Raw genomic sequence first — 19147 nt, forward strand, 5'->3', positions numbered from 1 at the left:
CGCTGCCCTGCACGATCAATGCAGGGCAGCGTCATGATCAAACGAAGGTGTCAGTTACGACCTTGGTGCGCAGGTAGGCATCCAAACCTTCCTGGCCGCTCTCCAGGCCATAGCCGGACTCGTTGAAACCACCGAATGGCGTTTCGGCTTCGTGTACGGAAGTCTGGTTGACGCCAATCACACCAGCCTCCAGGTCGTCGCTTGCCTGCCTGGCAGTCTGTGCATCCTGGGTAAATACATAAGCAGCCAAGGCATAGGGCAGGCTGTTGGCGCGCTGGACGACTTCCTCGTACGAATTGAAGGGGGTGATCGCGACCAACGGGCCGAACGGCTCGTCATTCATGATCAGCGCCTCATCGCTGACGTCACGAAGCACCGTCGGTGCGTAGAAAAAACCTGGGCGCTCGAGACGCTGCCCACCGGTTAGCAGTTTGGCCCCGCGATTGAGCGCATCCGCCACCATTTCCGCCATGTTCCCCAGGCGTCGCTCGGTAATCAGCGGGCCCATGGTCACCCCGTCTTCCAGGCCGTTACCTACTACCAGTTGCTCCGTACGCTTCACGAAACCTTGAATGAACGCCTCATACAGACTGCGATGAACGTAGAAGCGAGTGGGCGAGGTGCAGACTTGGCCTGCGTTGCGGAATTTCGCCGCAACCAAACGATCCAGCGTGCGGTCCAGCTCGGCATCGGCGAACACCAGTACCGGTGCATGGCCACCCAGTTCCATGGTGCAGCGCTTGAGTGAATCGGAAGCCATTTTCTGAAGTTGTTTGCCCACTGGTGTGGAGCCTGTAAGCGACAACTTCTTCGGAATAGGAGAGGCGATCAGTTGCGACGAGATGCTCGCTGGGTCACCGAATACCAATCCGATCACACCTGCAGGTACGCCGGCGTCCTGCAGGCACCGGATGATGCCTACCGCTGTGCCTGGCGTTTCATTGCTTGGCTTGACGATGATCGAACAACCTGCGGCCAGTGCCCCAGCCACTTTCAATGCCACGTTTCCGCCTGGGAAGTTCCATGCCGCGAAGCCCAATGCTGGGCCAACGGGTTCGCGCAAAACGGTGTGACGAACGGTGCGATTGCGTGAGGGGATAATTCGGCCATAAGCGCGCTTACCTTCCTCCGCGTACCAACGAATAGCGTCGGCGCAGAACTGGAGCTCGCCCTTCGCTTCGCGTAATGATTTGCCATTTTCCTGAGTGAGCACGCTAGCAAGCGTTTGTATGCGCTGTTCTAGCAGGTCAGCGGCTCTGTTCAAGTAGTTTGCCCGCTCATGTGCGCTCAGTTCCTTCCAGGTTTCGAAACCTTGTTGGGCCGCCTGCAGCGCCTCCTCGAGATCGCTGGCACTGGCGCAGGGTACCTCGCCGATCACTTCACCAGTGGCTGGGTTTTGCAGTGGCAGCGTGTTGCCTTCACTGCCCTGGCGCCATTGGCCGTTGATCAGCAGTTGCAGGTTTTCTTCATACATTGGCAGGTTCCTTTTTTCGTAAGGTGTGAATCATCAGGCTCTGTAGAACGAGGCGGTGGAGGGCGCCAGTGGTTGCTTGCCTCGGATTCGATCCGCGATCTTTTCCGCCATCATCATGATCGAGGCGCTGAGGTTGGCAGTGACCGAGTGCGGCAGGATCGAGGCATCGACGATCCGCAGTCGGCGCATGTTGCGGACCAGGCCCTCGGTATCCACCACCGAGTTGGCGTCGGCCCCCATCCGGCAGGTGCCGGCTGGATGGAACGAGGTTCCGGTGTTGGCGCGCACGAACTGTTCAAGTTCCGCGTCGCTGCGCGCACCAGCACCAGGTGAAAGCTCTTCGCCCCTGATGCCATCCCAGGCCGGCTGCGAAATGAGTTCGCGGGCCAGGCGGATGCCATCGATCATGTCCTGGCGGTCCTGGCGGGTGCTCATGTGGTTGAACACGATGTGCGGTGCTGCGCCAGGGTCGGCAGAGCGCAACGAGACCTGGCCACGGCTTTGCGGGCGTGACAGGTCGAGCCAGAACTGGAAGCCCGGTATGGCGATGAGCCGGCCATTCTTCAGCTGGCGTGTCAGCGGCAGGAACTCGAACTGCACGTTCGGGTAGTCGACGTCCGGGCGAGTGCGCAGGAACGCGCCAGCTTCAAAGAAGTTGGTGGCGCCCAGGCCTGACTTGAACAACAGCCACTGGGCGCCGAGCTTGGCCTGGCCGACTGGCCCGAGCTGGGACACCAGCGAATCTTCAAGCTTGGCCGAATACTGCACGTTGATGCCGGGATGGTTCTCGAGGTTCTTGCCGACCTCGGGCAGGTGCAGGCGCGGCTCGATGCCGTGGCGGCGCAGCATGTCGCTGTCGCCGATGCCGGACAGCATCAGCAGCTTGGGCGAGTTGAAGGCGCCGGCGCACAAGATTACTTCGCGGCGGCACAGGATGTCGTGGGTAACACCGGCGTGCTCGACCTTGATACCAATGGTGCTGTCGCCGTCGAACAACAGCCGATGGACGAGGGCATGGGTCATGATCTCGAGGTTGGGGCGCTTTTCGGCAGGGTGCAGGTAGCCGCGTGCCGAAGACCAGCGCACGCCATCATGGACCAGCGCCTGGGCAATGTGCAGGCCTTCCTGGCGGTAGCCGTTGTGGTCTTCGGTGACGCTCAGGCCGGCTTGCTCGCCGCCCCGCAGGAAGGTGTCGTAGAGCTTGTGCTCGGCCTTGCAGCGGCTGATGCGCATGGGGCCATCGCCGCCGCGCCAGTCATTGGGGCCGTCGGCGAAGGTTTCCATGCGTTTGAAATAAGGCAGGCAGTGGGCGTAGCTCCAGTCCGTCAGGCCGTGCGCCGCCCAGGCATCGAAGTCGAGCGGGTTGCCGCGGTTGAAGATCATCGCATTGATGGATGAGCTGCCGCCCAGCACCTTGCCGCGCTTCTCGTCGATGACGCGATCGTTCAGGTGCGGTTCGGGGCCGGATTCGTACTGCCAGCCAAGTTTCTTGCTGGAATAGGCGAAGGGAAGGGCGGCCGGCATATCGATGATCAATGAACGATCGCGCCCACCCGCCTCGACCAGCAGCACCTTGGTTTCAGGGTCTTCGGAAAGGCGCGAAGCGATGATGCAGCCTGCCGAACCGGCGCCGATGACGATGTAATCGTATACCACATGAGCCTCACAGGTGATCTCAGCCAAACTGGGGCAGCCGTGTCGGCTGCGCCCGTATGCTCAGTTGATGGATTTCAAGAACGCTGCGGTTTCCGGTTTCGAGGGATTGCGGATCACCTGATCGGGAGTGCCGATCTCATGAATCAATCCCTGCCGGAAAAACGCGACGCGATCTGATACTTCCCTTGCAAATGCGATTTCGTGAGTCACCAGCACCATGGTCATGCCGTCTTCGGCGAGCATGCGCATGGTATCGAGCACCTCGCCGACCAGCTGCGGGTCCAAAGCCGAGGTTGCCTCGTCAAAAAGCATGTAGTCGGGTGACATGGCCAGCGCTCGCGCGATGGCCATACGTTGTTGCTGACCACCAGAGAGCTTGGAGGGAAAGACCTTGAGTTTTTCACCCAGGCCGACATGCTTGAGTTGGCGTACTGCCTCTTCTTCAGCAGCCTCACGAGACTTGCCTAGTACTTTGCGCGGAGCGAGCATCACGTTCTCAAGCACGGTCAGATGGGGAAAAGCGTTCCATTGCTGGAAAACGATGCCGATCTTCTGCCGCAGTAGGTTCAAATTGGTTTTCGGCGAGTGCACATCGATACCGTCGACCTCGATGTTGCCGCTCTGAATACCTTCTAGGCCGTTGATGCACATCAGCAGCGTTGATTTGCCAGAGCCCGAGCCACCGATGATCGAAAGCACTTCACCTTTCTGTACATCCATGGTGACGCCTTTGACGACCTCTAGTTCGCCGAAGGATTTTCGTACTTGTCGAATCTTGATCATTGGGTGTCCCACCTTTTTTCGACGCGGGCGCCGCACCAGGCGATGGCCCAACTCATGACGTAGTAGATAAGCCCGACGATGCACAGCACCAGGAGCGGTTCTTGAATGCGGTTGATGATGTGTTGTGAGGCTCGTAGCAACTCGGCAAGGCCAAGCCACATGACCAGAGCTGTGTCTTTCATCGCCGCCAGGGTCATGTTCAGCCAGGAAGGGAAGGCGACTCGCAGCGCTAGAGGCGCACTGACCAGGCGCATCTCCTGCCAGTAACTCATGCCCAGGGAGCGGCCAGCCCGGCGTAGATTCGGCGCTACGGCATCCAGGCCGCTACGAACGATGTCAGTGCAGTAGGCGGCACAGTAAAGGCCGAGGGTTACGCAGCCGATCGTCATGATCGGCCAGTTCAGGCCAAGGATGCTGTTGAGCGAATTGGCCAGAACGAACTGGATCAGCAACGGGACAGTACGGAACACGTCCAGCAGCCAGCCTAGTGGGATGGTGGCTCGCGGCCAGGCACTGCGTGCCCAGCCCAATATGGCACCGCCCAAGGTGCCGATGAGCACTGCCCAGAAGGTCAGTTGCAAGGTCATCCATGCGCCTTCCAGGAGGATCACCAGGTCTGCTGAAGTAAAACTGGTTTCGAACATAGGTGCGCCCTCGCGATGTCAGTAACGGAACAAACGCCAGCCCAATATGTGAGCTGCGGCGATCACCAGTTTGCACAGCACGTAGTAGAGCACCGCGGCGGCGATGAACAATTCAAAGGTGCGGAAGGTTTTGATGTTGAACTCTTGAGTCACGCCGGTGAGGTCGCTGTTGAGGCCGACGATGACCCCTAGAGACGTCATCAGAATTGCCCAGACCATCTGATTGGTGATTGGGTGGAATACGACGCGCAGAAGTTGAGGCACGACAATGTGTATGTATGCCTGTGTTGCCGACATACCCAGTGACCGCGCTGCGCGTATCTGCGTGTCAGGAACTGCGTTCAAACCACCACGGAAGCTTTCAGCCAGGTAGCCAGCGTTGTTGAAGGTGATACCCGCCAACAATGCGATCATCGACGGCACGTACAGACCGAACGAGCCAAGCCCGAAATACAACATGTAGATCTGGAACAGTGACGGTGTGTTACGTGCGATCGAAACCCAGGTGGTAGCGAAACCGCTTAACACTTTCCAGTCGGAGCGGCGCATGGCTGTGAGCAACAAGGCAATTAAAACGCCCAGTAGCATCGACACCGAAGCTATCTGCAGAGTGACCCACGCCCCTTCCAGCAGATGCGGCAATGCTCGGCGTATCGCGCTCCAGTGAAACGAGTAATTGAACATATTTACACCTGTTACAAATCAATGAATACGCGCCCAAACTCAATGCATGGCTGTCGAGTGCGAGGGGTCTAGCACATCGCCACCAATCCATTTGTCCCACAGCTGTTTGTAGCGGCCCGTACGGTTTTGCTGGTCGATGAACATGTTCAGATAGTTGATAAAACCATATTCTTCACGCTCGACCGCAAGGGAAACGTAATCGACATCCCAAGGAGCGGCAGCTGCGATTTTGAGGCCTTTGAACTTGCCAGATTTAACGGCGTCTTGGGCGACGGTGTTGACGACTACTGTTGCAGCACTGTGGCCTTGACTGACGGACAGAATGTTGTCGTTCATAGACTGATAGGATTTGAGCGAGCCGGCAGGGTCGTTCCATTTCTTTATATCGGCGCTGATGAAGTCATTGCCATAATTGCCTTGCGGAGTGCTGACAACATGACCCTTTAGGTCTTGGTAGGACTTGATGCCTGTGTCGTCGCGGGTCAGCACGACATAGTTGTAGGCAAAATATGGCTTGGTGAAGCCAATTGATTTAGCTCGCTCCAAGGTTGGGGAGGTAGAGGCAACCGCGACATCTGCTCGGCCGGAAATGATGGCGGGAATTCGATCAGGGAACGGCGTCTCCACAATTACTGCTTTCACGCCCATGGCAGTGGCCAGATCATTGCAATAATCAACGTCGAAGCCGGCTGGCTGGTTGTCAGCGTCACGAAAACCTGCCTGCCCGTTGTCCAGGGTTACGGCGCAGCGCAATTCCCCGTTGTCGACGATGTCGTCCAATTTATCTGCCAGCGCGGAAGTCGAAAGCATCGATGTGATAAGCGCCGAAGCGAAAAGGTGGCGAGTATTCTTCATTATTTAGTGGCCTAGCCTATGGCGGTTGAAGAGGTGCTACTGCGATGTTGCACCCTGTTACAGCAGGTAGCGTGCCAAGATGACGCAGGGGTGCTACCGGTAAGTACAACCTTTTAAGCGGGAGCTATATGATTTTCAGCGGACGCCAGCAGTCATGCGGCCTGTACGGGATTTTGGCATAGCGAACTCGAGAGTGATTTTTTTCGTGGAAGGGCAAAAAGCTCTAGTTGGGTGTTCCCTTAGAATGGCATTGTGCAATAATCTGTTTCTTGTTGGTTGAATTTATCTGTTTCCATTACTGGTTGGAACAACCTAGATTTTCGGTTTCGTGCATGGAATTGGTGCGTGCGGAGTTTTGGAACTTGTTCGTGCCTTGCAATTGTGCGTGATTGGATTTTTGTCAGGCTAGGTCGGCTGAGCTTTTTATTGGTTGTGCAATAGTCACGTTAATTTTTTATAATTACGCATAGGGGATTTTGCAATCTTGTACCCCTGCACAGACCCAAGCGGTGCCTTGGAGAAGGGAGGCTTCCGCTATGCCTTAGACGCTTCACGGTTTGGGAGTGAACTTTATTCAAATTCGCCATTGAAACGATAGCAGTGGCAGCATTAGAACTGCGCAAGCCTGACGCTTCAGCCCATTTCCCTTTAAAATCATAGGTCGCTCGGGATGCCTAAGGCGTCAACCTGAGGTGAAATTGCATCATCAACCAAAGCGCAATATCCACTTGACACATACAAAGACGTCCAGGGCGAGCAGTGTGGCAGTCAAAGTTTCGCCGGCGGTTGTGCGTCACCGTTTCAGCCAGAGCATGAGTCGTAGAGGAATTGCCTATACAGCGCGCCGATGAAGCGCTTGTTCCCTAGTCTAAAACGGAGTGAGTGCCAAGCGTAGGTTACATTGGTACCACGCAGGCATAGTAGGTATTGGCAGTGGCCTAGTGCAGCACTTTAACTGGGGCGACTGTATTAGTTAAACAGCGGGCTACCGGCAGCGATTGCTGAGGAGAAACCTAATCCTGTGTCCGGGATTGGTTGACGACTAGAATAATTTCGCGTCGATTCCGCGACTGCGTTCCACCTCATCAATACGTAACGTCCAAAGTTATAGGTGGCGTATATCTTCAGCTAGAATATTTCACAGCCGCAATCCCTTGGTTTTAGGTGTCTCGCCCGACGAGACCTATCGCGTGATAGCCTTTTCACGCGCCGAAAGGAAGCTTGAATCGTCAGTGGTTAGGTGAAGACACAGAAATGTCTCATAATGAAAATTTCCAAGGAATGTGCTGAAGATTTGTATCTATTTAAGACATTAATGGGTGTGTCGTGATCAGGTGCATAATCAGATCACAAATTATGTCTCATTGTGACACGTTAACCATCTTCGAATTAAAGATGGAACGCGCTAAACGTTGCCGGTCAACGGTTCTCTGAGCGTCAATACGCCTTTTTTACGCTGGCACAGATCCTGCCTGCATAATTGGCCTGCGTTGCTGTGAGCGTGAGGTTATCAGCGGACGTATTGAGTGCATGACTACGGATATCTTTAATTTTGATCAGTGCTGACGGCAGGGTAATCGAATATGGGGTTCAAGCGGACGGTGCAGGCGGTAGACACACATTCTGGCATTCCAATGCGTGTGGTGACCGGGGGAGTCCCCAATATTCCGGGTGAGTCGGTGTATGAGAAAATGAAGTGGCTCGAGCGCAATGATGATCCGTTGCGCAAACTGCTATTATCCGAACCTCGTGGTTATCCACCTCATTGCTGCAACATTATTGTCCCCCCGTGTCATCCTGACGCGGATGTCGGCTTCATCATCCTTGAGCAGATCGAATACCCCATGATGTCCGGGGGTAACACGATTTCGGTCGTTACGGTGTTGCTTGAAATGGGAATGCTTCCCATGCAGGAGCCAGTGACAGAATTGACGCTTGAAGCCCCAGCAGGCCTCATTCGCGTAAGGGCTGAATGCCAGAACGGCAAAGTCAAAAGTGTCACCTTCAAAAACGTGCCGGCTTTCGCCGTGCACCTAGACGCAGTGATCGAAGTACCTCACTTGGGAAAAGTGACGGTAGACGTCGCTTGGGGTGGCATGTTTTACGTCATCACCGATATCCGTCAATTCAAGCACATCCAGTTGATCCCTGAGCATGGCCGTGAGATTGCTCGCATTTCGTCGATGATACGGCAGGCTGCGGTGGAACAGCTTCCGGTTGCCCATCCTGACTATCCCGGTGTCGGTATAACGGTTGCGCAGATGTCTGGCCCTGCAGAGGGGCCGAACGCCGACTGGAAGAACGTAGTCACGATGGGGACAGGCCAATTTGACTGGAATGAGCCTGCGACATGGACCGGTGTGTTGGACCGCTGTCCGAGCGGCACTGGGACAAGTGCAAAAATGGCTGCTCTTCATGCTAAGGGGCAGCTTGAGATAAATCAGAAGTTTCGCCATGAAGGCATTCTGGGAATCGTATATACCGGTCGGCTGGTGGATACGGCAGAAATTGCCGGTTACCGCGCAGTTATTCCCGAAATCAGTGGGACGAGCTGGATTTCTGGGATTAACACATTGGTTCTCGACTACGATGATCCCTTCCCCGAAGGCTTCACACTTGGGGATATCTGGGCATCTTAACATATTTCGACATTACGGCCGCCCAGAGAGGTATGTAGTTACGTGCGCTTTGTATTGCCTAGGCGGTATGGGGTGGCTAATAATTTAACGTTTCCATGGGGCTCAACTCATGAACGCGACACATACAAAAACCTGGCCTAGATCAAAGCTGACTACAACAGCGCTTGGATTTGGTGCTGCGCAACTTGGCAACTTTAATCGTGAGATGTCTGACAGTGATGCGCACGCACTCATTCAGGAAGCGTGGGAGGCAGGCTTGAAGTTTTATGACACTGCCCCAAGTTACGGTCACGGCTTAAGTGAAGCCCGGCTTGGGCAGGGCCTGCGCTGGAAACCGCGCGGGGACTTTATCTTATCGACCAAAGTTGGGCGCTTGCTGACCCCGCGGGCTCGACAGCACATTGATTTCAATCCCTGGGTCAACGGGCTGCCTTTCGACTGGCACTTTGACTACAGCTACGATGGCACCATGCGCTCGATTGAAGACAGCCTGCAGCGGACAGGCCTTGAATATATCGACGTTGCGTTGATTCATGAAATAGACGTTGCGACGCATGGCGCTCATCAGCGTGAAATATTCGAGGGGTCGATGAACGGTGCGGCGAAAGCGCTTCTCCGCTTGAGAGACCAAGGGGTTGTTAAGTCGATAGGCGTTGGCGTCAATGAATGTGACGTTGCCGTCAACGCGATCCAACTGGCCGATTTCGACTGTATTCTGTTGGCAGGCCGCTATACGCTATTGGAGCAGCACGCGCTCGATGAGCTTTTTCCGTTGTGCGAAATGCGTGATGTTTCGGTTATCGTCGGTGGTGGGTATAACAGTGGGGTACTTGCGACGGGGGCAGTCCCTGGCGCGATGTATAACTACGCACCGGCAGATGATACGGTTTTAGGGCGCGTTAGGCATATTGAAAATATCTGTAAAGAATTTAACGTCTCGCTGAAGTCTGTCGCGTTACAGTTCATACTTAAGCACCCCGTAGTCAAAACTGTAATTCCCGGAACTCGAAGCATTAGCCAGTTGCATGAAAATGTGAACTTACTGAATTCACCTATCCCTGCAGAGCTCTGGAGTGCCCTGAAAGACGATAAATTAATAAGGGACGATTCACCTGTCCTTTGATGTGTACCTGATTGCCATGCACCGATCACTTGAAATACCCGAGATATCTCAGGCATTTTCATGCCGGCTCGCCAAATCGGTTGCGCGGCTTCCGAGCACCACTGATTATTGTCATTGAGGGGTTGTTAACAAGACTTGGAGTTGGCCCGAGCCGCACTGTCCCAGTTGAGAGAAACGCTGCGGCTTGGAGAGCAAGCTCGTGAGCTTTCGGGGATTGCTACTGCTACAGGTGGCAGCCCATCCAATGTTTCTCGCCCAATTGCCTAGCAGGGTCTTCTCGCCGGAGCTCACTAACCACGGCATTTGGTGGTTCTAACTGAACTTGATGGTGGGGGATTGCGGCTCACCTCGGTACATCGCGATTTGCTCAGCGTTTTCCCGAACCTGAATCATGGCGTAGCTGCGCGAACCACGCCAGGCCGATGGCCGTCTGTATCCACGCGGTACTCGCCACCATCAAGTTTCCGAGGTCCGTTTACCGCTTAGCACGCCCGGTGCCATCAGTAAAAAAGGCAGAAGCGCCATGATCCGACTACTGATCCCGTTTGCAAAATCCACTTGTACAGCCCTTTCACCAGAGACCTTGCGTCCTATGAGCCCAGTACAAGAGTGGCGTGTAAGGGCCCGGCGAACACACCTTCCCGATGCCACCGCCGAAGGCCATGGTGTCCACCTAAATTCAAGTGGACACCATTTCTGGCCCATCAGGCGGATTCTTCATGCACCTTCAGCGCCGTACCTACAGCAAATCCTTCAAAGCCCAGGTCATTCAGGAGTGCTCCGAGCCCGGCGCCTCCATCGCCAACATCGCCCTAGGCCACAGCCTCAACGCCAACCTCGTGCATAAATGGATACGCCTGCACACGCAGAAATCCACCGCGTTGCAGCCCGCGTTCATCCCGCTGCATACCCAGATGCTCCCGACCGGATCACAAGCTCAACCCACCGACATTTGCCTTGAAATCCAACACCCGCGCACGCCCATCAAAATGAGTTGGCCCGTCGACAGTGCCGCCGCCTGCGCAGCCTTTCTTCGAGAGCTGTTGCGGTGATTCGCATCGACACCATCTGGCTCGCTACAGAGCCCATGGACATGCGCGCCGGCACCGACACCGCCATGGCCCGCGTGATTTCGGTATTCGGTGCGGCGCAGCCGCACTGTGCTTATCTGTTCGCCAACCGCCGCGCCACTCGCATGAAAGTCCTGGTACATGACGGGCTGGGTATCTGGCTGGCAGCACGCCGATTACATCAAGGCAAGTTCACCTGGCCAGGCACCCGGCATGGCGCGCAGATCGAGCTAAGTGCTGAACAGCTTCACGTCTTGATACTGGGTTTGCCTTGGCAGAGAGTCGGGCCTGGAAATGCCATCTCCATCCTCTGACACAAACAGTGCTTATCTATCAGCGTAATTGTCCGATAAGCCTGTCGTCGTGTTTAAGCTGATCTGGCAAGATCAGCGCCATGACTTCTCTTCCTGACCTCGACCAACTCAATCCCGAACAACTGCGCGCCTTGGCTGCGCAGCTGCTGCAACGTGTTTCGACGCTCGATGAGCAGGTCGAGACGATGGGCAAGACAGTTCGGATCATGGACAAGAAGATCCATTTCGACAAAACGCTGATCGAGAAACTCAGCCACGAGATCGCCCAGCTCAAGCGCTTCAAGTTCACCAAGCGCAGCGAGCAGATGAGCCCGGAACAGGCCAGCTTGCTCGACGATCTGATCGATACCGATATTGCCGCCATCGAAGCTGAACTTGAGTCACTGCTGCCAACACCAGCACCGCCCCAGGAAAAGCAGAAACCCAAGCGCCGTGCATTGCCGCCTGAGTTTCCCCGCACGCTTATCCACCACGAACCGGACAACACCGAGTGCGCCTGCGGCTGTACGCTCAAGCGCATCGGCGAAGATGTGAGCGAAAAACTTGATTACACGCCGGGCGTGTTTACCGTCGAACGCCATATCCGTGGCAAATGGGTCTGCGATGATTGCGAAACGCTGATCCAGGCCCCGGTGCCGGCCCAGGTCATCGACAAGGGCATTCCGACCGCAGGCCTGTTGGCCCACGTCATGATCGCCAAGTTTGCCGACCACCTACCGCTGTACCGTCAGGAAGCGATGTTTGGCCGGGCCGGCTTGGCGATTCCGCGTTCGACCCTTGCGCAGTGGGTCGGTACTTGCGGTGTGCAGTTGCAGCCGTTGGTGGATGCGCTGCGCGAAGTCGTGCTTGAGCAGCAGGTCGTTCATGTCGATGAAACGCCAGTGCAGATGCTCATGCCAGGCACCAAGAAAACCCACCGCTCTTATGTCTGGGCTTATGCCACCAGTCCATTTTGCGAAACGTCGGCAGTGGTTTATGACTTCAGCCTCAGTCGCGCCGGCGAGCATGCGCGCAACTTCCTGCAAGACTGGAAGGGCAAGCTGGTCTGCGATGATTTTGGCGGCTACAAGGCCAGCTTCGCACTCGGTGTAACAGAGATCGGCTGCATGGCCCACGCACGGCGCAAATTCTTCGAGCTGCATGCGACCAACAAGAGCACCCTGGCTGAGCAAGCCTTGCGTTACATCCAGCCGCTGTACGAAATCGAAAGTGAAATTAAACACCTGGAGCCGGATTCACGTCGCCGAATACGGCAAGAAAGCGGTACCGGTGATGGATGCGCTGCATGCCTGGATGATTGCCCAGCGCGATATCGTGCACAACGGTTCGGCCATCGGCAAAGCCTTGGATTACAGCCTGAAACGCTGGACCGCGCTGTCGCGCTACCTCGATGACGGGGCTGTACCCATTGACAATAATTGGTGTGAGAACCAAATAAGGCCGTGGGCGCTGGGGCGCAAGAACTGGCTCTTCGCCGGGTCGTTGCGCAGTGGTAAACGTGCGGCTGCGATCATGAGTTTGATCCAGTCGGCGCGCAACAACGGGCATGACCCGTATGCCTATCTCAAAGATGTGCTGACGCGTCTGCCGACGCAACGGGCCAGTGAGATTGCGGAGCTGCTGCCGCATCGTTGGCGTCCGGCTTAGTCGTGCAAGACGGTTTGCCCGTACGCTTACAGTGGCGTGGACCTAGGTGAGTCCTTACTGGCTCGTTAGCCAATGCCATAAGGTACGGGGTTTCAAGTCCTCGACGCCTGGAGACCTCGTAGAGTCAACGTTTTCTGTCCGGTTGGGTTATCTACCCAGTATCGACTCTATCTCTACCTGGCATTTACGCAGCGCCGCAACAATCTGGTCTTTGGCACTTAGGAATCTAAGATAGGGGACTGCAACCGAGATGGCGTAATGATCAGCGAAGCCGGTATTCAAGTGTACGCCCACACCGCACACGCCTTCGGCGTGTTCCTGGTTGTCAATCGCGTAACCATGGCGTCTTATCAGGTCTATTTCGCTGAGCAGCGCAGAGGCGTCCAGAATGGTGTGAGCAGTGCGCGCCTCCAAGGGGGCCTCAAGGATCCTATCGCGCTGATCGGTTGGTAACGCGGCGAGGATAGCTTTACCGTGGGCAGTCGAATGAATAGGAAAGGCCGTGCCTACTTGAGACACGACCCTGAGTTCTCGATCAGACGCATATTGGTCAACCAGCACAGAATGAAAACCTCGGTTGACGCACATGTCGACAGTCTCGCCAGTAGCCCGTCCGAGAGCCTCAATGAATGGCCTGGATATCCCGATGATGTCGGTATGCGCCGAAGCGGCCAAACGCATCAGAGCCGGGCCAAGTCTTATGCCCTGAGCTCCGGAGGTCACCATCTGCTGCGCCTCTAGTGCAGCGACTATTCGATGGACAGTCGTGCGTGGCAGGAAGGCTGCTTTTGCAATTTGGGCAAGGCTCAAGCCGCTGCGCTGGTTCTCCAGCGCTTTAAGTACGGATGCGGCTCTGGCAATGACTTGCTTGCCACTTGAATTCTCATTACCGTCGCCCATTTTTCTCCTCGACGCATTGTCGTTGTTCTCGCACTCGATGCGGGTAGGGGCGGCCCACGTCGAAATTTTGTGTCGCCGCAGGATGTAACCTCGGGAGCGCAAATGCAACCATACTCGACATAGCGGCTCAGGCTTGCATGCACAGCACGATAAACTCAGCCAGCGGGCACCTTGTCGTTACGCCGCGGCCGGTGGTTGGACCAGCACCACGTCGCAACAGCTACCGCCAGGATGGCACTGCCTAGGAAAATCAGTGTGGTGTTACCGGGCACAAGTTCGATCGCCGAACACAAGAATTGACCTGAGAATATCGACATTGAAAGGTAAGCGAGGTTGCGGCCCCGTACTACCGCATGGCTTTGTTCGATCGTCATATGGTTGACCAGCGGAACGGAAAAACCAAAGCCGCCCCCCATTGCAATGCCGCCGATGATTATCACCTCAAGGTTAGGCGCGAGCGCGAATATAAAGTGGGCGATTGCATAAAAGCCGAAGGCCAGGCTGAGGGTGCCGTGGTCACGTAATCTCGGAACGACTCTGGGTATAAGTGCTGCTGCACCCACCGCGACCAAAGACACGAAAGCGAGAAAATATCCAGTCTGCGCCTCTGTCAGCGCGAAATCGCGCAGTCTGAGAGGAAGGGCAATGACGCCGGTAAAAAACGCCAGCATCGAAAATACCGCGGCCATGAAAACGTGCTTGAGCGCGCGCGAAATTGGTAAACGCGCCGAATCCTCGGTAGCGGCCTCGACCTGCACGCCGTTGGGAGACACGAACACCAGGAGCATCAAGAGCATGGCCCATGAAGTCAGGTAAAGCATAAACGGCCACCACCAGCCGACGGTTGCCAGAACCCCGCCTATGAACAGGAAGATCACTCCACCCAGTTCTATAGCCATGCCTTGATTGGCAATCATCTTCAGACGCGCCTTGCCTTGATAGAGCGCCGAGATCAGGCCGGTGCCGCCGGCCATGACCAATGCGGTAGCACCTCCGAGCAGCAATCGGTCGGTAAAGACCGGCACTGGACCGTGCAGAAAGACAGCGCCTACACCTAGGACGCCATAAAGGAAAAGGCCAATAGAGACCGCCTTATAGGGGCCGATCCGGTCAATCAGTCGACCTGCTAACGGACCGAACACAACTACCCCCAAGGAGGGGATGGTTACCAGCAAGCCGGCATGTTGGATGCCCAACCGTTCGGCTATCGAGGGCAGGGCGGGGACAATCACGCATCCCACCATGATTGTCAGGCAAGCGATAGCCAATAGCGAAAAGGCTCCAGCTTTTGAAGGGGTCTGCATAGTATTCAGCTCCAACATATCATTGTGACCACTGTTCGGAACACTGGCCCTTTCAACGGAACAATACTGGGTTGAGCGCTGTACCTAAGTCAAGGCCTATTGCGCATTGGCTGTGCTCGCGGGGGGGAGGGCAGCGCTTGTGTTCAAACTCCCAGGTCTGCCAGTCGTCGGCGACTATGAGCAATCAGCGCCTGCCACAATTTGTTGGCGATGGAAATCGCAGGTTGTGGATTGGTGCTGAATCCAGGGACATGGAGGGAATAGGGCAGCAAGCACCGATCGAAGCAGCGCCGTCACTACCCAATAGCCACGTCGACGCCCCGGACCTTTTAATGTTTACGCAGGATCGAAATGCCTGGTGCCTCAGATGGCGGATGGATCTGTTTACCAAGCACAACTACAGGGGGGATACCGCACGCGGTCCCCTTTTTGGGTCGTATGGCGGGATCGGCGTGTAAGGGATGAGCGAACGCTCAGAGGTAACTAGGCGCATTCGATCATCGTCACGGTAAAGCTATTAAGCTGCATGCGTTTTTGAATCGTGCTGCACTTGCTAGACACTGAAAATGAGTCAAAAAATCAAGGCTAATCTTATTTCAGGAATGACGTAGAACGCTTTGGTTCCAACGGTTCGGAAGTCGAATTCGTCTCGTTTCCCGCTCGCATTACTTTCAGATCAGTTTCCAGTCACATGAACGCTAAGGATTTCTCCAAGACGCTCTCCCAGTATGTTCCAAGCCTCAAGTTTTTCCTGAGCATAGTCGTAGTGCAGGTAATGCCGGCGTACCTTTGAGCCTCCCAGCAAGTGATTCTGGCAGCGATCTATGATTTCTAATGTGACGCCGAGTTCCTGCATCATGGTCGCACCAGTACGACGCAAATCATGCGGGGTCCATTCACCTTTGTTCCCTCCGCTTAGCACCAGTGAGTCGTCGTGATGGCGGCCGGATAAAGGCTTGCTCCGATTTTTGAAACAGCATTGCCGGTCCCCGATAAGCTTGCTAACGGTTTTGGTATCCACATGACTGCTTTCATCTTTGCCGGGAAAGCAGAACCGGGTGTGGCCAGTTTCCTCTCGTAGACGTTTAAACTGGTTCAGCGCGAATGCCGATAAAAATACATGGTGATCCTGCCGTTTACCTTTCTGGCCTTTGGTTGCATTTGCTGGGATGAACCAGGTCCCTTTCTCCAAATCAACATGTCGCCACTCGGATTTCAGCAGTTCGCCAATGCGACAGAGCGTGCTAAGGCAGATCCAGACTGCGCATTGGACGCGGGAGTTCACTGGTCGGATGCCGGAGTATTTCTGGCCAGCAGGCAGGGCATCATAATCTTGCTCGAGGCGCGTGAAAATCTGTTGCAGCTCTTGAATTTCGCTTGGGGATAGTAGGCGGTTGCGCTGTTCCTGATAGTCATGATCAAGGAGTTTGTTGACGTCAATAAGGTCGGCGGGGTTTCCGTCGACCATCAAGGTGCGCCACGGTTTGCGTTTCTCGGCCCATCGCATCATTTGACCAATGTCCTTGCTACGAATAACGACGGTGCGGTTCAGGCCGCGGGCTTTGACTGAGCGCAGGACGTTGAGCAGGTCTTTTTCAGTTACCGTGCGGAGTGGTTTGTCGCCAATAGCTGGAAGCACGTCTTTGCAGAAGCTTCGGCGTAGTTCTGCGTTGCCATCCTGGCGAGACACTCCGTCGCGCAGCCACTCTTCAAAAAGTTCGGAGACAGTCCTGTTTTCTGAGGCATGACGCTCGGCTTCAGCAATGGTTGCGGCAATTGCGGCTTGAGCCTCGATCTTAGCTGCCTTTCGGGCGGTGGCGGGCGCTATTCCTTTCCTGACGCTTGCTCTCACTTCGTCTCGTTCAGTGCGAATCTGCGCAAGCGATTTTTTTGGCCAACTGCCCAAGCGTTGATCACGTTTAGCTCCACCCATTTTGAACTCATAACGAAACAGCGCTGTAACGCCGCGCACACCAGCACGAACTTTGGCGGTCAGGCCTCCCTCTTCGCGTAGCGTTTTACCGTCATCGGCAGGGGTGAGTGCTTCGAGTTGCTTCGCTGTGATCTTCGCCAATGTCTACCCCTAGCCAAGGTCGAGTGCCTTGGAATTTTGCCCCACTTTTGCCCCACCGAATCGCATGGGTATGGGTGGAAGCTGATGGACGCCAATAGCGCGTATTCTAGTCTGCGGGCCCAGTGTTTACTAGCATTCAGGCGGTCCGCGAGGGGCCATAACATTCCATCGAAATACACTGAATAAGCGCATGGGGTGCAAGGGGTCGAGTGTTCGAATCACTCCGTCCCGACCAAAAATCCCTAAAAAATCCAGTCACTTCGCGGTGACTGGATTTTTTTATGGGCGGCTCTGCGCAAAATGGGCGCAAAACCATCCGGCGAATTAGCCAATATCCAGCTTCTGGTAGTTCTTGGTCATATCTTCAGTGGTATGCCCCGCGATCTTCTGGCCATCTTTCCCCGCCCGCTTGTTCAGGCCGGCCGCCACCAGCACATCAAAGTTGTTCGAGTCCTCGTAGCCCGGGCTTGTGAGGAAGTGGTTGCGGCTGATGCTGTGTCGGTCTGAGCATTCAGCGCACAAGCCAATGGTGAGCCAGAGCAGGCCGAGCTGCTTCTCGGTGGCTTCAATCATAGCTTTCTCCATGCATGCGCCGCCCTCGCCGGGGTGGCGTTATCGTCGATAGGAAAGGTTGTCTGAACTGCAAAACGCGCTGGCTGCCCAACGGAAGGCAATCCAGAGGTTGCTACGGTAGCAACAAGGGGTTGTGGCACAGTGGCGTGTTACGGATCGCTGAGGTTTCCAGCGCGGGATGCGGCGCTTTTCGATACTCATGAAGGAGAAACAGAACATGGCGACTCTTTCGAGATTGTCACTCATCTGCATCAGCACAATCTTCGTCAGCTCGTTTAGCCATGCTCAGGCTGGCTCGGCTGCGGCAATCGCTGCCCGTTCTCAAATCATGAGCGCGTTCGAGGCGTCGGTGGCGACCCATGCGGAGCCCAATTTTTCAATCTTGAAAACTCTGGACTTCAAGTCCCAAAGCTATCAGGAGACGGTTCAGCGTCTTGGTGTTCGGTTCACGTACCCACAAGGCTTTGAAATCGATGAGCAACGTGACCTGTTGTACGTTCTGCGGTACTCCAATGGCCGGCCTGCTCGCGCCGTGATTGAGAAGTACCGGTGGAGCTCTGGTGAATTGCTCTCGACCTACATCATTCGCGAGCCTCAGGCCTCGGTGTCCGAGGGCCTTGTGGTGACCCAGGAAGAGGAGGGTGATGTAGCCTTCCTGCGATCCGATAGCGCCCTCACGCGCTATCGTCTTGTAGATGATCAATCCGGTTTCGGCACCACGCAAAAGCTTGAGGCGGTTGCAAGCAACGTTGCCCAAAGTTTCTATCACAAAGGTGGCGAGTGGTATGTCGAAAAGTTCAAGACGCCGGAAGACGCGCTTGGGCAGAGCCGCGGCCAGTACTCGGTGCTCGACAGCAGCTTCAAACACGTTCGGGACGTGAGCTTTGCGCCGCAGTACTCCGGCTACCGAAACTCCGAGCAGCTCAATCTACCCAAGCACCAAGGCTTCGCGGTAACAGATGACGGCTATGCAATGACCATGGGCGGCTATTGGTCATCGCGCATGAAGGCAACGCCTTACCACTATTTTGGCGTGAACCTGTTTGACCGGCACGGCAAGATCGTCAAGTCGGAATACATTGCCCCTGAGGCCCTGGTTTCACAGCTATCAGCGATGGGGATTCAGGCTGACACCGTCGAGAACGAGGGCATTCAGGCCTTGAGCAACGGCAAATTGGTGACCCTGCAGGTTGTTCGCACGAAAGGCGAACGGAGCGGGAAACTGCTTTTCCTCACCCTGAGCCCTTAAACCCCATTTTTGGTCGTGATCTGCGGCAAGGAAATTTCGACTGAAGGCGCCGCCCTCGCCGGGGTGGCGCGATTCTGATTGGGCCAGAGATGAGTCACGTTTTGCGGGAGGGGTGGATCTTTGCTATAACGCCCGGCCATTTCACAGGAAGGACCCCC

Annotated in this window: 15 protein-coding genes and 1 pseudogene; 6 read left to right on the forward strand and 10 right to left on the reverse strand. The window is 55.5% G+C overall.

The window, feature by feature from the left end; translation table 11 throughout:
* Positions 1 to 37: 37 nt before the first annotated feature.
* Genes OO306_RS04030 through OO306_RS04055 form a run of 6 tightly spaced genes read right to left on the reverse strand, consistent with a single transcriptional unit; the run spans position 38 to position 6096 of the window.
* On the reverse strand, positions 38 to 1474 hold the full coding sequence (locus OO306_RS04030; protein ID WP_265967806.1) for an NAD-dependent succinate-semialdehyde dehydrogenase: 1437 nt from the start codon (positions 1472 to 1474) through the stop codon (positions 38 to 40).
* A gap of 33 nt (positions 1475 to 1507) precedes the next feature.
* Entirely contained in the window at positions 1508 to 3157 is a 1650-nt protein-coding gene (locus OO306_RS04035) for a choline dehydrogenase (protein ID WP_265967807.1), read from the reverse strand.
* 33 nt (positions 3158 to 3190) lie between these two features.
* Entirely contained in the window at positions 3191 to 3913 is a 723-nt protein-coding gene (locus tag OO306_RS04040) for an amino acid ABC transporter ATP-binding protein (protein WP_265967808.1), read from the reverse strand.
* Positions 3910 to 4557 (reverse strand): amino acid ABC transporter permease, encoded by a 648-nt coding sequence (locus OO306_RS04045; RefSeq protein ID WP_265967809.1) that lies wholly within the window; start codon positions 4555 to 4557, stop codon positions 3910 to 3912. Before OO306_RS04045 ends, OO306_RS04040 begins: the two co-directional genes overlap by 4 nt.
* 18 nt (positions 4558 to 4575) lie before the next feature.
* Positions 4576 to 5241 carry an amino acid ABC transporter permease gene (locus OO306_RS04050; protein ID WP_265967810.1) on the reverse strand — a complete coding sequence of 222 codons (666 nt, stop codon included), beginning with the start codon at positions 5239 to 5241 and terminating at the stop codon, positions 4576 to 4578.
* A 39-nt stretch (positions 5242 to 5280) separates the two neighbouring features.
* Positions 5281 to 6096: a transporter substrate-binding domain-containing protein gene (locus OO306_RS04055; protein ID WP_265967811.1), complete on the reverse strand. Its 816-nt coding sequence runs from the start codon at positions 6094 to 6096 to the stop codon at positions 5281 to 5283.
* Positions 6097 to 7679: 1583 nt separating this feature from the next.
* Between OO306_RS04055 and OO306_RS04060 the strand changes: the two genes are divergently transcribed.
* The 5 genes and pseudogenes from OO306_RS04060 (at position 7680) to OO306_RS04080 (ending at position 12889) form a co-directional block, all read left to right on the forward strand.
* Complete coding sequence (locus tag OO306_RS04060; protein ID WP_265967812.1) at positions 7680 to 8735, forward strand: proline racemase family protein; 1056 nt, start codon at positions 7680 to 7682, stop codon at positions 8733 to 8735.
* A gap of 109 nt (positions 8736 to 8844) precedes the next feature.
* Complete coding sequence (locus OO306_RS04065; RefSeq protein WP_265967813.1) at positions 8845 to 9858, forward strand: aldo/keto reductase; 1014 nt, start codon at positions 8845 to 8847, stop codon at positions 9856 to 9858.
* Between the two features lie 719 nt (positions 9859 to 10577).
* Positions 10578 to 10910, forward strand: a complete 333-nt coding sequence (locus OO306_RS04070) for a transposase (RefSeq protein ID WP_261981966.1) — start codon at positions 10578 to 10580, stop codon at positions 10908 to 10910.
* On the forward strand, positions 10907 to 11242 hold the full coding sequence (gene tnpB, locus OO306_RS04075) for an IS66 family insertion sequence element accessory protein TnpB (protein WP_148708306.1): 336 nt from the start codon (positions 10907 to 10909) through the stop codon (positions 11240 to 11242). The genes OO306_RS04070 and tnpB overlap by 4 nt, the downstream gene beginning before the upstream one ends.
* An 80-nt stretch (positions 11243 to 11322) precedes the next feature.
* Positions 11323 to 12889: pseudogene (locus OO306_RS04080) on the forward strand (IS66 family transposase).
* A 147-nt stretch (positions 12890 to 13036) separates the two neighbouring features.
* Here OO306_RS04080 and OO306_RS04085 read toward each other — a convergent pair.
* The 4 genes from OO306_RS04085 to OO306_RS04100 form a co-directional block, all read right to left on the reverse strand.
* Positions 13037 to 13789 carry an IclR family transcriptional regulator gene (locus OO306_RS04085; RefSeq protein WP_265967814.1) on the reverse strand — a complete coding sequence of 251 codons (753 nt, stop codon included), beginning with the start codon at positions 13787 to 13789 and terminating at the stop codon, positions 13037 to 13039.
* 155 nt (positions 13790 to 13944) lie between these two features.
* On the reverse strand, positions 13945 to 15093 hold the full coding sequence (locus tag OO306_RS04090; protein ID WP_265967815.1) for an MFS transporter: 1149 nt from the start codon (positions 15091 to 15093) through the stop codon (positions 13945 to 13947).
* A gap of 676 nt (positions 15094 to 15769) precedes the next feature.
* Entirely contained in the window at positions 15770 to 17167 is a 1398-nt protein-coding gene (locus tag OO306_RS04095) for a site-specific integrase (RefSeq protein ID WP_265967816.1), read from the reverse strand.
* A 324-nt stretch (positions 17168 to 17491) separates the two neighbouring features.
* On the reverse strand, positions 17492 to 17740 hold the full coding sequence (locus OO306_RS04100) for a hypothetical protein (RefSeq protein ID WP_265967859.1): 249 nt from the start codon (positions 17738 to 17740) through the stop codon (positions 17492 to 17494).
* 217 nt (positions 17741 to 17957) lie between these two features.
* On the opposite strand from OO306_RS04100, the gene OO306_RS04105 reads away from it, so the two are divergent.
* Complete coding sequence (locus OO306_RS04105) at positions 17958 to 18989, forward strand: hypothetical protein (protein WP_265967817.1); 1032 nt, start codon at positions 17958 to 17960, stop codon at positions 18987 to 18989.
* Positions 18990 to 19147 lie beyond the last annotated feature (158 nt).

The sequence above is a fragment of the Pseudomonas sp. DCB_AW genome (assembly GCF_026240895.1).
GTDB lineage: Bacteria > Pseudomonadota > Gammaproteobacteria > Pseudomonadales > Pseudomonadaceae > Aquipseudomonas > Aquipseudomonas kermanshahensis.